This is a genomic window from Pseudomonas sp. S2_H01 (assembly GCF_054668305.1).
The window spans coordinates 1,584,861-1,599,732 of sequence record NZ_CP162756.1 but is presented as its reverse complement, the minus strand read 5'-3'; the positions used below and the strand labels follow the sequence as shown (position 1 = coordinate 1,599,732).

Annotated in this window: 13 protein-coding genes and 1 pseudogene; 5 read left to right on the top strand and 9 right to left on the bottom strand. The window is 61.2% G+C overall.

What is annotated here, in order from left to right; translation table 11 throughout:
* Positions 1-2 precede the first annotated feature (2 nt).
* Complete coding sequence (locus AB4N84_RS07090) at positions 3-731, top strand: hypothetical protein (protein WP_460045754.1); 729 nt, start codon at positions 3-5, stop codon at positions 729-731.
* Positions 728-1,009: a DUF3613 domain-containing protein gene (locus tag AB4N84_RS07085; protein ID WP_074752035.1), complete on the top strand. Its 282-nt coding sequence runs from the start codon at positions 728-730 to the stop codon at positions 1,007-1,009. The genes AB4N84_RS07090 and AB4N84_RS07085 overlap by 4 nt, the downstream gene beginning before the upstream one ends.
* A 517-nt stretch (positions 1,010-1,526) precedes the next feature.
* Here the strand turns inward: AB4N84_RS07085 and AB4N84_RS07080 are convergent.
* Positions 1,527-2,294, bottom strand: coding sequence for a response regulator transcription factor (locus AB4N84_RS07080; protein WP_460045753.1), 768 nt, complete (start codon positions 2,292-2,294; stop codon positions 1,527-1,529).
* A gap of 147 nt (positions 2,295-2,441) precedes the next feature.
* Positions 2,442-2,912 (bottom strand): prepilin peptidase, encoded by a 471-nt coding sequence (locus AB4N84_RS07075; RefSeq protein ID WP_074752037.1) that lies wholly within the window; start codon positions 2,910-2,912, stop codon positions 2,442-2,444.
* Positions 2,913-2,987: 75 nt separating this feature from the next.
* On the opposite strand from AB4N84_RS07075, the pseudogene AB4N84_RS07070 reads away from it, so the two are divergent.
* Positions 2,988-3,434: pseudogene (locus AB4N84_RS07070) on the top strand (TadE/TadG family type IV pilus assembly protein); the annotation flags it as partial.
* A gap of 11 nt (positions 3,435-3,445) precedes the next feature.
* Complete coding sequence (locus tag AB4N84_RS07065; RefSeq protein ID WP_460046953.1) at positions 3,446-6,187, top strand: PAS domain-containing sensor histidine kinase; 2,742 nt, start codon at positions 3,446-3,448, stop codon at positions 6,185-6,187.
* Positions 6,188-6,421: 234 nt separating this feature from the next.
* On the opposite strand, the gene AB4N84_RS07060 is transcribed toward AB4N84_RS07065, so the two are convergent.
* The 7 genes from AB4N84_RS07060 to AB4N84_RS07030 form a co-directional block, all read right to left on the bottom strand.
* The gene (locus AB4N84_RS07060) at positions 6,422-8,284 is read right to left on the bottom strand and encodes a pilus assembly protein TadG-related protein (RefSeq protein WP_460045751.1); all 1,863 of its coding nucleotides are present in this window, start codon (positions 8,282-8,284) and stop codon (positions 6,422-6,424) included.
* Positions 8,285-8,554: 270 nt separating this feature from the next.
* Entirely contained in the window at positions 8,555-9,121 is a 567-nt protein-coding gene (locus tag AB4N84_RS07055) for a DUF4136 domain-containing protein (RefSeq protein ID WP_460045750.1), read from the bottom strand.
* A gap of 68 nt (positions 9,122-9,189) precedes the next feature.
* A complete protein-coding gene (locus AB4N84_RS07050; protein ID WP_460045748.1) occupies positions 9,190-9,813 on the bottom strand; it encodes a DUF4136 domain-containing protein in 624 nt (207 codons plus the stop codon).
* A 20-nt stretch (positions 9,814-9,833) separates the two neighbouring features.
* Positions 9,834-10,583 (bottom strand): methyltransferase domain-containing protein, encoded by a 750-nt coding sequence (locus tag AB4N84_RS07045; protein WP_460045747.1) that lies wholly within the window; start codon positions 10,581-10,583, stop codon positions 9,834-9,836.
* On the bottom strand, positions 10,580-10,885 hold the full coding sequence (locus AB4N84_RS07040) for a nucleotide pyrophosphohydrolase (protein ID WP_460045745.1): 306 nt from the start codon (positions 10,883-10,885) through the stop codon (positions 10,580-10,582). Before AB4N84_RS07040 ends, AB4N84_RS07045 begins: the two co-directional genes overlap by 4 nt.
* 190 nt (positions 10,886-11,075) lie before the next feature.
* On the bottom strand, positions 11,076-11,933 hold the full coding sequence (locus AB4N84_RS07035) for a MaoC family dehydratase (RefSeq protein ID WP_460045743.1): 858 nt from the start codon (positions 11,931-11,933) through the stop codon (positions 11,076-11,078).
* A 49-nt stretch (positions 11,934-11,982) separates the two neighbouring features.
* Positions 11,983-13,338, bottom strand: a complete 1,356-nt coding sequence (locus AB4N84_RS07030) for a 3-oxoacyl-ACP reductase (RefSeq protein ID WP_460045742.1) — start codon at positions 13,336-13,338, stop codon at positions 11,983-11,985.
* Between the two features lie 104 nt (positions 13,339-13,442).
* Here AB4N84_RS07030 and AB4N84_RS07025 point away from each other — a divergent pair, with 104 nt between their 5' ends.
* Positions 13,443-14,720, top strand: a complete 1,278-nt coding sequence (locus AB4N84_RS07025) for an acetyl-CoA C-acetyltransferase (protein ID WP_460045740.1) — start codon at positions 13,443-13,445, stop codon at positions 14,718-14,720.
* Positions 14,721-14,872: the final 152 nt, after the last annotated feature.

Here is a 14,872-nt window from a genome sequence, read left to right as displayed (position 1 = left end):
GCATGAAAGCAGTTATTGCCGTATTGGGACTGGTCCTGCTCAGCGGGTGCGCCACGGATGGCAGCGCGCCCTGGCTGGCTCAGGCCACGAGCAGCCGTTGCGCCAAGCCAACCTCGGATCAGGAGCTGGCGTTGAACATGGCCCAGGACATGGCCGACGAAGGCCGCCTGCACGCCAGCCTGGCGAACCTGGAAAGCCTGCCGCCGACGCTGCCCGAAGTTCGGCTGCGCAAGGCGCGGGTGTTGCGCCTGCTGGGCAGCAACCAGGCGGAGCCGCTGTACAAGAGTTTGCTCGGCACCTGTCGGGCAGCCGAAGGCGAGCATGGGCTGGGTCAGTTGTCGGCGGCGCGCGGGGATAACGGCCAAGCGTTGATGCACTTGCAGGCCGCCGTGAAGCTGTCGCCCACCGACGAGAAAATCCGCAATGACCTCGGCGTGGTGTACCTCAATCAGCTGAAGCTCGACCAGGCTCGGTTCCAGTTTCTGACCGCGATCGAACTCAAGCAGTCCGACACGCTGGCCGCGCTGAACATGGTGACGTTGTTGATCTATCAGGATGACTGGACCCAGGCAGCGGAGCTGGTGTCGCGGACCGGGCTTACCCCGGATCAGGTCAACGATGCGCAAGCCCGCGCCGAAAAACTCAAGAACGCGTCGGGCGGTTCGCCGCTCAAGACCGACAAAGTCGCCGCCGTCGGTGATCCGGCCGTCATTGCAGGGAGACAACCATGACCATCCGTTTTTTGATTGGGTTCTGTGTGGTGTTCGTCACGGGGAGCGCGGCGGCCATCGAACCGGGGCCTTCCTCACCAAGCCAGAAGCAGACCGAAGCCTGGTTGCAACTGCAAGCCAGCGGCAAGGCAGCGTCGCCCGTACCGCAACCCTCAAGCCCCATCGAGCGCGACCTGAGCATGCAGCGCTGGCTCAACAGCTATCAGCACCCCATCCCGGACTTTTACGAGCAGAAGATGGGCGGCAGTGTGTCGGGGGGCGGTTCGGGGAGTAATTGAAGCGCACGCCGCACGGCTGGGTGCTCGTGGTCAGCCGCGGATATCCGAGACGATGAGATCTCTGTAGGAGCAATCGGAGGTTACGACGGTATGGGCCGCAATTCGGACGAACGCAGTGTGTCATTCACCATTGCTGCTGCTGACCCACCGCTTTCGCCAGCAAGCCGGCTCCTACAGTATTCGCGTCAGGCTCAAGCCTTTGGAACGCCGCGAACCCTGTAGGAGACGTCCGAGGTTACGAGGGTATGGGCCGCAATTCGGACGAACGCGGTGTGTCATTCACCCTTGATGCTGCTGACCCACCGTATTCGCCAGCAAGCCGGCTCATACAGTATCGGCGTCATGCTCAAGTCTTTGGAGCGCCGCGAACCCTGTAGGAGACGTCCGAGGTTACGAGGGCAGCGAATGCGGTGTGTCATTCAGCATCAATGCGGCTGACCCACCGCGTTCGCCAGCAAACTGAACCCACCCCCTTCGGCCAAAATCTGAAGCCGATGAGGCGATGGGCATCACGGCCTCAATGCGCCGTCACACGCCCCCGTGCCGCAGCATTGTTCGGTGAAAGGGCCAGCGCCAGTTGGGTGCGATTGTGCATATGGGTCAGGCGCAGGACCTGAGACACATACAGCTTCACGGTGTTTTCCGTGATGCCCAGTTCGCAGGCGATCTGATAGTTGGTCTGGCCTTTGCTCACCAGCTTGGCAACCTCCAGCTGGCGCGGGGACAGTTGTTCGAAGATGGCGGGCATCTCGAAGTCGACGTCACTGTCGCCCATGCCTGGCTGAGAGAGTTGCCGTGACTTGTCCAGGTCTTGGCAGAGGTCGTCGATGGACGCCGCCAGAAACTGCAGTTTGTCGTTGAGATGGCCCAGGTGCTGAACGTTTTTAACCCGTTCCTCGAGTGCCGCTTCCTGGCGTTGCACGCCTTCGAGCATCTCGTTGAGGTCCACGGGTTTCTGATAGTAATCGGCAATTCCGGCACGCAATGCCTTGATCACGTCCTGTTTCTCGGCGCGACCGGTGAGCATGATGGATTCGAAGATGCGCTTCTTCCCGGCCACCACCCTCATGGCTTCGACCAGTTCGATGCCGTTCATACCGGGCATGTCCAGATCACAGAGCACGATGGCGATGGCGCTGTCATCGCGGAATCTTTCCAGTGCCTCACGGCTCGAATAACAGGGCACGCAGCGGTAGCCGCTGCCTTCCAGAAATTCAGTGATCTCATCGACGATAAGGGGCTGATCGTCGACCACCAACACCTTTACGGCTGAATACTTGTTCACTCGCGACTCCCTGCGACTGCTTTTGAACGGGCCCGGCGCCATAGAGGTCCCTCACGGCATGCCACTGTAGGACGATCACTGTCCGGACGTAGGACTAAACCTAGTCGCACTTTCTGACTATGTACATAGAGTGAGATGGCAATTCGACTAGCGGATCAGGAGCGCCGTCGCCACGAAACCGATGAGCAGAAACGGCACGAAAGGCTGTTTGTTTGACGCTTGCGGTGCGAGGTGAAGGTAGCGGTTTCTAACCCGTTGACTCACATGGCGCCAGCATTTTTGACGCAGCATCAGCCACGCTGCGGCGGCCACTCCGGCCCCGATGAACGTCCCCAGCAGGTAGACGTAATCGCTGCCCAGCGCCAATGCAACCAGAAGTTTCACATCACCCGCGCCGAGCCTGTTCAAGGCATAACCCGGCAGCGTCATGACCAGGGTCAGCAGTAACGCCCACCACGCATCCGGTGCCGGGGCGCCGAGCCAACTGTTGCCGTTAATCAGCAGATACGTCAGGAAAAACAGCGTGCCGCCGAACGTCAATGCGTTGGAAACCTTTCTGCCTCGGGCGTCCTGATCGGCACAGACGGCAAACCACAGCAGCAGGAAAAGTAAATTCATGGGCTAAAAAACGTCCTGTTTTTTGGAAAGAATCTATGCTCCATGCAAGGTAGCACTGTCAGGGCAGACGTCGGCATGCGAAGGATTCCCCGCAATTTTTCCCCCCATAAACAAAAAGGCGCCGCGGCCATCGAGTTTGCCTTGGTGTTCGTCGTTTTTTTCGCCGTTTTCTATGGTCTGGTGACCTACAGCCTGCCGCTGTTGATGATGCAATCCTTCAACAATGCGGCCGCCGAAGCGGTTCGCCAGAGCGTAGCCATCAGCCCGAGCGCCGCCAACTACCAGACGCAGGTGCTCAATCAGGCCAAAGCCGCGCTGGCCACTCAACTGAGCTGGATACCGTCGTTCAACGTTGCCTCGGACACCACGGTGTCCTTCGACGGCAAGTTGCTGCAGGTGCTCATTAACTACCCGAAAACCAAGCTGACCCAAATCTTGCCGGTCCTGACGCTGCCCGGGATTGGCGACGTGCCGAATCTGCCGACCTACCTTTCTGCTGAAGCGAGCCTGCAACTTGCCCCTTTAAAAACGAAATCCTCAATCGCTGGCTCGGTCGCGCCGATGCGACTCCGGAGCGTGAAACCGTTGTGATCGAGCCCACCCAGGCCAGTGCCGACTGGCACATGCAGCTGGACGAAGAGGGTCGCGTCACGAGCATCAGCAAGTCGTTGCGCGGGGCGTTGGGGCTGTCGTCGGCGACGGCGCCGGCACAACGGTTACTCGCTTACCTGATGCCCAGCAGCGCACTGGTGGTGGAAGGTGTGCCCCGAGAGTGGCTGGGGCATATGCTTGATCTTGATTTCAAACGGCCCAACGGCAACGTGCTGCACACCCGTGGATGGGTACAGGCACAGGGCAGCAGCTGGTTGTTGCAGTTGCTTGACATCGGCGACCTCATGGAAGAGGCCAACGTCGCACAGAGCCGTCAACAGTGCCTGCGGCTTGCCGGGCATATGGCGGAGAAGGTTCGGGGTTGCCATGTTGAGCGCTTGCAATCGGTGACGGCGGATCAACTTGAAGAGCTCGCCCAGAGTTATCGGGTACCTTGCCTGGCCTTGGTGCTTCCCGAGCCTGGCGGTGTGGGATGGCGCGTTTATGCGCATTACAACGCGCACACGGCGCCGCAGCTGTGGCAGGACAGCCAGCGACTGGGCACTGACCTGGATTCGCTGAGCGGCACGGTCACCCATCAGATCGACTTTGGCGTGCCTACCCCTCTGGTTCACCTGCAAAGCGCGTTTGGCAACGCCCAAGGGTTTCTGTTGCCGCATCACAAGGAAGGCTCGGTCAAGGCATGGCTGTTGTTCGGGTTCTATGACGCGGCGCAGCAGGTGCCTGATCTGGGTGAGCGCGAGTGGATGAACCTGTGTTCTGCGCTCGCGGGGCCGATCCTGTATCGGCACGCCGATCAGGCCCATCGGCATCAACTGGAGCGGCTGGCTGTGCTGCAGGACCTGCTGGGCACCGGTTGGTGGGAATTGCTGCCCGACAGCGAAGAGGTGCAGTTGGCGCCGCAACTGGCGCGGACCCTCGGCTTGCCGGAGACGAGCGATGTATTACCGCTCGAAGAGTGGCTGCAACTGATTCACCCCGCCGACCGCCACGAGCTGGAGAGCCGGCTGAGCCTGTTGCGCGACCAGGGCGCACCGATGTTGTCGTGCGTCAGGCTGCGGCAGGACGACCCCGGCGAGGCGTCTGTCTGGTTGCGTATTCAAGGGCAAGTGCTGGTCAGCGGGCAGGCACGGCGGGTGCTGGGTTTCATGCTCGACGTGAGCGATATCAAGAATCAGGAAACACAGGCAGCCGCGGCGCATGCCCGGCTCGATAACCTGATCGCCAGTTCGCCGGCCGTGATCTACGTGCTGGAGTACGACCGAGGCGCCCTGGAGCCAACGTTCTTCAGCGCCAGCCTCGCGCCACTTCTGGGCTGGACCCTGGCCGAGTGCAGCGACGGCCAGCTCACTCAGTACATTCATCCCGAGGACCGCGATATCTGGTTTCAGCGCACCCGTCAGTTGCTGCGCGAAGGCGTGGTCAGTTGCCGTTACCGATTGCGGGACAAGAAAGGCGAATACCACTGGCTGCTGGACGAAGCCCGGCTTCTGCGCGACGACCTCGGGATGCCGGTGGAAGCGGTCGGGCTCTGGCTGGATGTCACCGAGGCGACCCAAGCCACCGAACGCGTGCGCGAAAGCGAAGAGCGTTACCGGATTCTGGTCGAAGACTCACCCGCGATGATTTGCCGTTACACACCGGATCTGAGGCTGAATTTTGGCAACCGGCCCTTGGCGGATTATCTGGAGTGCACGCCTGCCGAACTGCCCGGCATCGATCTGGGCGAATGGTTCTCGGCGGAACAGAAAGAGGCGTTCTTACGGCGCATCGATGAACTGACCCCAGAGTCGCCTACGACCACCGCGGAGATTTGCCTGGAGCTGCCGGGGCGTGAACATGCCTGGTGGATCTGGGCGGATCGCGGGGTGTTCGATGACGCCGGCAAATTGATCGAGATTCAGGCCGTCGGGCGTGACAATACGGAAATTCGTCGTACGCGAATGCAGCTCAACCAGAGCGCGAAAATGGCGACCCTTGGTGAGATGGCGACGGGGCTGGCGCATGAGATCAACCAGCCCCTCAACGTCATGCGCATGGCGGTGGTGAACGTGCTCAAGCGCCTGAGCAACGGTGATGTGGAAGTCGACTACCTGACTGACAAGCTCAACCGCATCGATACCCAGGTGCAGCGCGCCGCGAGGGTGGTCAACCACATGCGCGTGTTCGGCAGGCGTTCGGAAATCGAGCAGCAACTGTTCGACCCGATCGACGCCGTGGACGGCACCCTCAACATGCTGAGCGAAGGCATGAAGGGCAAGGGCGTGGAGCTGAAAATTGACGAGCCTGGGGCGCGCGTTCAGGTGCGCGGTCATGTGGATCAGCTTGAGCAGGTGCTAATCAATCTGATGGTCAACGCGCGCGATGCGTTGCTCTCCAAGCGTGAAAAGAATCACGATTTCGAACCCTGGATCGCCCTGCATGTGGAGCAGGATGAGCAGACGATCTGGCTCGTTGTCGAGGACAACGGCGGCGGTATTGATCCGCGTTTGCTGGAGCGTATCTTCGAACCGTTCTTCACCACCAAACCGGTGGGGGTCGGCACAGGGCTCGGTTTGTCGGTGAGCTACGGCATCGTCGAGCAGATGGGCGGGCGCTTGAGTGTCAGCAACTCAAGCGAAGGCGCGTGCTTCCGGATTGCATTGCCGATTGTGCGGGAATAGGGCTCAACACTCGCTTTTGATTCTCGCCGGAGCCCGCAGGAGCGCGCTTGCCCGCGATGGCTTCGGATCAGCCTTGTGCTTGCTGACGCTCTGCGGCGTGTACGGCATTGGCGGCCTGACGCAGACTGTGTAGGAGCAGTCGGAGGTTACGACGGCCGCGAATGCGCAGTGTCATTCACCGCTGATGTCGCTGCCCCACTGTCATCGTGAACAATCGGGCTTACCGATTCGATCTCAGATCACCAACACCGCCTGAGCAGGATGGCAGCTCAGGTTGGCGCCGACGTTGACGTTGGCGATGTTCACACCGAGATTTTTGAGTACTAGATTCAGCAGCGGATCCAGCAGCGGTCCGAGCAATGTACCGAGGAGCCCGGTAATCGTGCTCACCAAACCATTGACTATCCCCGTCACTGTGTTGAGGACCAAGCCCAGCAGGCCACCATTGCTCGCCGTATGCAAAACGACCGGATTGCTCAAGCTGTTTCCCAGTTGCGTCACAATATTGGGAGGGCCATTTAGCGGCAGCACCGGCGACGGCGTGGCATTGATTTCCGCAGGTTTGGCAAAATTCAGCGTGGCGCGATTGGCAGCAATTGAAAGGTTCACCATCAAACCCACACCGCCGCCGCCGAAGTTTACTTTCGGTGTACCGGTTCGCACGTCCAGCAGCACCAGTTCTTGAGGCGCCGGCAAATCAGTGGCCGAGGAATTCCAGGCGCTGCCATCGATCTTGCCGACTTTCAATTTCACCAAGGCTGTCTTGGTGTCTGCAGCCAAGCTCTTCGTGTCATCGGACGCGCAGGTAAAACCGGTGACGTGACTGTCCGCGCTTGCGGCTTCCAGGCTGATATCCAGTCTCAAAGGTGCGGGCGCTACCTGAACATCAGCATTGAATAGGCTCATGGCAAGGCTAATGGTACCGCTCGCCAGGTCAAGGACGGAGCTTAGAGAGCTCAGATCAACGGTCGTCAAGGTGCGTACCTGCGCCGTCCGGACATAAATCTGGTTGGGGTCGTTGCTGTTTGCAGTCGCGAGGCGCGGGTCCCCGGCGGCAGAGAGTTGCGACGGCTCGACGATTTTCACCTTGGTACTCAGTCCAACCAATCCCAAGACGTTCGCAGGGACCGTGGCGTAGACGGCGCTGTTGCTGTTGGCGACCTGTACAAACCCTTGCACCAAGCCGAACACATTGAGGTTTGTATTGAGCCCGGCCGAGGGAAGCCCGGTCTGCACGCTCAAGAGATCCTGAAGCTTGATGGTGGTACCGCTGGCGATGGTGCTCACACTGAGCAAACCACTGATGGCAGCCTGAACGGCCGAATTGTTCTGAGGCAACACAGTGGCGGCGGTCGTGAGCAGCTGTTTGATTGAAACGTTGGTCGCAAGCAACGCGGTGTAGTCGCCTGCCTTCGCGTTTATGTCGATGGCCAGCTGGTTCAGATAGCTCAGCAGATTGATGTTGGTGTTCGCCAAACCGTTATAACCGACCGCAGAGAGATTCAACGTTCCGCCCAGCAATCCACCCCACAGCGTATTCAGCAACCCGGCCTGAGTGCTGTCGACCGTGGCCAGCGTGCTGTTGATCGTCAACTGCGCCAACGGCGGCAACGGTGGCGTCGCCACGGCCACGGCGGTCAGTTGAATATCCGGCGGCGTCGGGTTGGTATCGAACATGGCCCCAATGCCCGCCGCGATGCTGCGCGCGACGGTGTGGCTGACGATGACCTGGATGGCGTCGGCTTTCGTGGCGTCCACTACAAAGCTGCGGCGGCTGTCGGCTCCGGTGGAGAGGACGCCGCAGCGTGTGGTCAGGGTGCGGGTGTCGTCCGTGACGGTGAAGCCGTTGCGCGTGGCGCTTTGGGTCGCGTAGCTGTTCGCCGTGCTGGCGCCCGCACAGTTGCCGTTGAGGCTCGCCGCTTCCAGCGCTGCCATGTCGGCGATGCGCTGCAGGGAACGTTTTTCCATGTAGAGCCGACCGCTGTCGACCACCACCAGGGTGCAAAGCAAGGCCAGGGCCATCGTCAGGGCTGCCAACAATCCTATGGCACCTCGCTGCCGATCCCGGCGGGCGCAGGGGGACATCAGGGGAGACATCAGCACTCCTTCGGCAACGCCGTCGCTACTCACCCGAGATGCAGGGGAGTGTAGTTGGCGCTTCGCGAATGTGCTGAGTGAATGATGGCGTTTGGGCAGCGATGACGGCGCAAAGGCTGAATCGCGTGCGGGCTCCCGTGGGAGCGAATTCATTCGCGAGACGTCGGTACATTCGACACCTCTGTATCGCCTGGAAGATCGTTCGCGAATAAATTCGCTCCCACAGGGGACAGGGTGGACCAGCACGCCAAGGTGGCGGTCACCCATCGATCAATGAGGCGGATACTGCTGCAGAATCTTTTGCACGGTCTGACGCAGCGCCAGCTCGCGCGCTGCCGGGTTGGCGTTGTTATCGCTCACGACCTGCTCGGTGCTGCCCCGCCACACCAGCTTGCCGTCCTTACCGTCGAGCATGTCGATCTGCAGGGTTGAGACTTTGTAATCCACATTGCGCGTCTCGGTGCCGATCGGGCCGCCCCAGTAACCGCCCCATGGGTTGCCCCAATAGCCGCCACCGCCATAGTGGGTGGTGACCATCTGTTGGCGGTTTTCAACGATCAGCCAGGCTTGCACCTGCAGGTCAGCTTTGGCGCCCGGGGCGGCCATGCGCAGACCCCGTTGATCGAGTTGCTCGCTCACCGACTGGCGAATGCGTTGTTCGGTCAAGTCACTCTTGATGCGTGGGTCGTTCGGTTGATATTGCAGGCCGGGTTCTTTCCAGGCCCAGGTTCGATACCCGCCGAAGTCGCGCTGTGCGTCGAAGTCACGACTGACCCGATCGGTCTGACAGGCGGCGAGCAACAGGGCAACACACACGACAGCGATACAGCGAAACATGTTGGTTCTCCAGCGCATGCACTTAACGTTTGCGTAGCGGGTTACGAATAGCGGGCTACGAATCAGGATCAGGAAGGTGGATAGGCGGTCAATGCGTGCTGCACGGCCTGGCGCAACGCCTTGGCGCGATCCGACTGATCGCCCCCACTGCCGGTTTCCGCACTGGCGCTCCACACCGGCTGGCCGCTGCGAGCATCGAACATGCTGATCCGCACCACCACCACTTGCTCTTGATAGGTCCGGACAATCGGCACGCTGGCGTAACCGCCGTAACCATTGCGATAGCCGTTGTAATACCCCACACCGGCGCCGCCGTAATACGGGTCGTAATAGTCGTCCCGGACTTGCCGAATACGGGTTTCCGTCCGGGTGTCGGCGGTGACGCGCAAATCGGCGGCCTGCGGGTTCTGCGAAGGGCGAAGACCGCGCTGATCCAGTCCGTTGCTCACAGCTTCCGCCACTTGTGCGGAGTCAGCCCATTGAGTGCCAGGCGGCAACTGGCCGTTGAGCCAGGTCCAGTTGCGGTAGCGACCGAAGTCACGCGGCGCGGCAGGATAGGCACTCATGTCGATCGCATTGGCCGCCTGTGGCGGCGCAGGCGGTATCGCGGCGGACACGGCGTTGTAGGGGTTGGGGCTCTGACACGCGGCGAGTCCCAGGCAGAGTGAAAGCAAAGCAAGGCGGCGTTTCATGATGGTCTCCGCAGATAGCCTCAAACAGGTCGGCACATCCAGTGCAGATAACGTCCCAGTCCGGCAAAACTTGGGTGACGTCGATGCGCGAGCTCCATTTCCAGTAAATCTGCGAGTTCGGCTTTCGCCTGAAACTCCACCGGCATGTAATCGTGGAAAACACGAACGCCACTCTGGGTTTCGACCCGCCACTGACCTTCAAGTTGCGCCGCTAATTCGCGGGGATCAAGAGGTTGTTGCGGGGTCAGGCTCTGTTTTTCACCGGCCAGGGTATTTCGGCGCATTTTCTTGAAATGGCCTTTGAGCAGATTGCGGTAGATGAGTGCGTCGCGGTTGTAAAACGCCAGCGACAACCAGCCATCGGCTTGGGTCAGTTGATGCAGCGCAGGCAGGATCGTGTGCGGCTCGGCCAGCCACTCCAGCACGGCATGGCAGAGCACCAGATCGTAGGGCTCGGTCAGCTGGCCGGGCAGGTCCTGCCACGGCGCCTGAATGAACGTGCCTGACTGGCCCGCTTCGGCGAAGCGCTGGCGAGCGCCCTCAAGCATCGGCTCGGCGGGTTCAGCCAGCGTGACGTCATGGCCACGCTCGGCCAGCCACAACGCCATGTGACCCAGGCCCGCGCCGATGTCCAGCACGCGCAAGGGGCGATCCGGCAGGCTTTCTTTCAGGTCCGCCTGCAACACCGCCAGACGAATCGCACCTTTTGCGCCGCCGTAAATCTTCTCTGCGAAGCGCGTCGCTAGCTGGTCGAAGTGCCGGTCGCTCATTTGCTGAACCGCCGTTCGCTGTCCGCCAGCTTGGCGCGCACCACTTCGTTCAAGTCCAGGCCCAGTTCGCTGCACATCAGCAGCAAGTACAGCACGATATCGCCCACTTCCTGGCCCGCATGCGCCAGCTCGTCAGCCGGCAACTGACGCGACTGGTCTTCGGTTTTCCATTGGAAGATTTCCACCAGCTCGGCCATCTCCACGCTGGCTGCCATCGCCAGGTTCTTGGGGCTGTGAAATTGACGCCAGTCGTTGGTGTCGCGGATGCGATGCAGGCGTTGGGTGAGTTCGTCGAGGTTCATGTGCGGGTCTCCTGAAGGTGCGTAGCTTCAGGGGGATGGGCGATTGAAGCAAGTGCTCGTGATGTCGACGGCAGACGCACTGTAGGCGCGCGCTTGCCCGCGATTGCGATGCATCTGCGACAGAGATGTCGACTGACCAAATGCATCGCGGGCAAGCGCGCTCCTACAGTTGCCCATGAAACCGGGACGTTTACTCCGACGCGGGCTGCCAGCTCCCCACCATGTGCACGATCCCTTCCTTGCCCTCGACCTTCAACTGCCCGTGCGAGCCTGCCGCGCTGGCGGATAACGTCAATTCGCTCGGTAAGCGCACCGGCTTTTGAAACTCCACGCGAATGTCCACGTTCGACGCGGGCAGGTGGTCTTCCAGTGCAGCCAGCGTTCGGCTTTTTATCCACAGGCCGTGGGCGATAGCCGTGGGGAAACCAAACAGTTTGGCGCTGGCATCGCTCAAGTGAATGGGGTTGTAATCGCCGCTGACCTTGGCGTACTGCCGACCGATGTCGGACGGCGCGTACCAGGTCGCCAGTTCGGTCATCGGCAACGGCGCCGGCTCATAGGCGCCTTCCACTTCGCCTTCAATCTGCACACCGCGACAGAGCATGGTGCTGTGCTCTTCCCACAGCAGCCCCAAGGCGTCCTCGATCTGGGTAATCAGGCTGAACGTCGCACCTTTGGCGTGAGGCTTCAGGTCGGCGACGCGCACGCTCACCTGGGCCTTGATCACGCTGCCCAGCGGGCGACGAATGCTGATGCGGTTTTGCAGGTGCACCAGTCCCAACAACGGGAAGGGGAAATCCTTGTCCGTCAGCAACTTCATTTGCAGCGGAAACGCGAGCACATGGGGATAAGTCGGCGGTAACAGGCTGCTGGGGACAAAACCGCAGACTTTGGCGAACGCATTGACCTTCTCGGGATCGACCGACACCCAGCAGCGCAAGCCCTGATCGGGCAGTTGCGTACCACTGACCTTGCGCCGCAGAGCGGCCTGCATGAACAAACCGGGCAGCGCGGGTGGAGCATCCAGATAACGCCAATGTGCACTCATTGAAATTCTCCCGTGTTCATTCTCTTGAGCCCCGCCCAATAAACCGGGCTCAGGCACCCATGACGCTTTGTCCACAGACCCGCAGCACCTGGCCGCTGACCGAGCCTGTGCCCGGCTGGCTCAGCCATGCCACCGCCTCGGCGACATCCTGAGGCAGGCCGCCCTGGCCCAGCGAGCTCATGCGACGGCCCGCTTCACGCAGGGCAAACGGCATATGCGCGGTCATGCTCGTTTCGATGAACCCCGGCGCGACGGCGTTAATGCTGATGCCACGTTCTTTCAGCGACGGCGCCAATGCGCGTGCCAGCCCGATCAGGCCCGCTTTGCTGGTGGTGTAGTTGGTTTGCCCGCGATTGCCTGCCAGGCCGCTGATCGATGCCATCAGGATCACGCTGCCGTTGTCGTGCAGCGCACCCGCCTCGATCAACGCCTGAGTCAGGACTTGCGGGGCATCGAGGTTGACGTTCAGCACCGAGTCCCAAAAATCCGCCGTCATGTTGGCCAGGGTTTTATCCCGCGTGATGCCCGCGTTTTGGACCACGATGTCGAGCCCGCCCGGAATACGTTCGATCAACTGTGTCGCGGCATCGGGTGCGCAGATATCCAGCACCACAGCCTGACCACCCAGCCGTGCGGCCAGTGCCTCGAGGTCGGCCTTGGCCTGTGGCACATCCAGCAACACAATATTGGCGCCGTCCCGTGCAAGGGTTTCGGCGATGGCGGCGCCGATCCCTCGGGCGGCACCGGTCACCAGCGCCTTGCGTCCGGCCAGCGGACGACTCCAGTCCTGCACCTGGGCTTCGCACGCGCTCAGACGAATCACTTGCCCGGAAATGAACGCACTTTTCGGCGAAAGGAAGAATCGCAGCGCGCCTTCCAGTTGCTCCTCGGCACCTTCCTCGACCTGCAACAGCTGAACCGTGCCGCCGTTGCGCATTTCCTTGGCCAGCGAGCGGCTGAAGCCCTCGATGGCTTGCTGCGTGCTGGCGGCCAGCGGATCGCTCAGTGAATCCGGGACGCGCCCCAGTATGACGACGTGCGCGCTAGGGGCCAGATGGCGCAGCACGGGCTGAAAGAACTCACGCAGTTGACCCAGTTGGTCGGCCTGCAACAGCGGACTGGCATCGAACACCACGGCCTTGATCTTCGAGCCTTGTTCGCTTGTCCAGGGGTGGGCGCCACTGACATCGCTGCCGAAACTGAACAACAAATCCGTCATGCGCGGAGCAAACCCGCTGACGCGCTCGGCAAGGGGGCCGCTACTCAACAACAGCGCGCCTTCAACCGGGCGCAGACGACCCGCTTGCCAGCGCTCCAGACGAGCGGGCGCAGGCAGCCCTACCGCTCCGACCAGTCGGCGGCCGATGTCCGAGTTGGCGAAGTCAATGTAGCGATCAGATGCCATGGAACACTCTCCTTGAGTCGGGGTTCAAAGCAGTGGACCACACTCGCCTGCAGAAAGTCCTACGCTCTTCAGTTGAGCAACCCACACGAGAAAGGGAGATTTCAATGAGTCAGACACGCCGCGTGGCCATCATCGGAGGGAATCGGATCCCGTTTGCCCGCTCCAACGGGTCGTACGCCACCGCCAGCAATCAGGACATGCTGACCGCAGCGCTCGAGGGCCTGATCGAGCGCTTCAACTTGCATGGCCTGCGCATGGGCGAAGTCGCGGCCGGCGCGGTACTCAAGCACTCCCGGGACTTCAACCTGACCCGCGAATGCGTGCTGGGCTCGCGGTTGTCCCCTCAAACGCCCGCGTATGACATCCAGCAAGCCTGCGGCACCGGACTTGAAGCGGCCTTGCTGGTCGCCAACAAAATTGCGCTGGGGCAAATCGAATGCGGCATCGCCGGAGGCGTGGATACCACCTCTGATGCGCCAATCGGGGTCAACGAAGACCTGCGGCAGATCCTGCTGCAGGTCAATCGCAGCAAAACCACAGCCGACAAGCTCAAGGCGCTGACACAGTTGCGCCCGCATAACCTCAAGCCGGAATTGCCGCGCAATGGCGAGCCGCGCACGGGGTTGTCGATGGGGCAGCATTGCGAGCTGATGGCGCAGACCTGGCAGATTCCCCGTGAGACGCAGGATCAACTGGCGCTGGAGAGTCATCAGAAGATGGCCGCCGCGTATGCCGAAGGCTGGCAGAGCGATCTGATCACCCCGTTTCTGGGACTGACCCGCGACAACAACCTGCGGGTCGACGCGAGCCTGGAAAAGCTCGCATCGCTCAAGCCTGCGTACGAGCGCAGCGCCAAGGGCACGTTGACGGCTGGCAACTCCACGCCGCTGACCGATGGCGCCTCACTGGTCCTGTTGGCGAGTGAAGACTGGGCGCGCGAGCGTGGCCTGCCGGTCCTGGCCTACTGGCGCGACGGCGAGGCAGCGGCAGTGGACTTCGTGCGCGGTGAAGAAGGTTTGCTGATGGCGCCGGTGTATGCGGTGCCGAGGCTTCTGGCTCGTAATGGGCTGACCTTGCAGGACTTCGATTATTACGAAATCCATGAAGCGTTCGCGGCACAAGTGCTGTGCACCTTGAAGGCGTGGGAGGATGCGGATTACTGCAAGACCCGGCTGGGACTCGACACGCCACTGGGTTCGATCGATCGCAGCAAACTCAACGTCAAAGGCAGTTCGCTTGCGGCAGGGCATCCATTTGCAGCCACCGGCGGACGCATCGTCGCCAACCTCGCGAAACTGCTGAGTGTCGCCGGGCAGGGACGAGGGCTCATCTCGATTTGCGCCGCAGGTGGGCAGGGCGTCACGGCCATCATCGAGCGGTGATGGTGTCAGGTGGTGCAGGCGATTCTGTGGGAGCGAATTCATTCGCGAGACGCCGGACAGTCAATGGATATACAGCGTCTGAAACATCCCTGTCGCCCATGAAGTGCTCCCAGGGGATTGAAGCAGCCTCGACTGGCAGGGCGTGCGCGCTG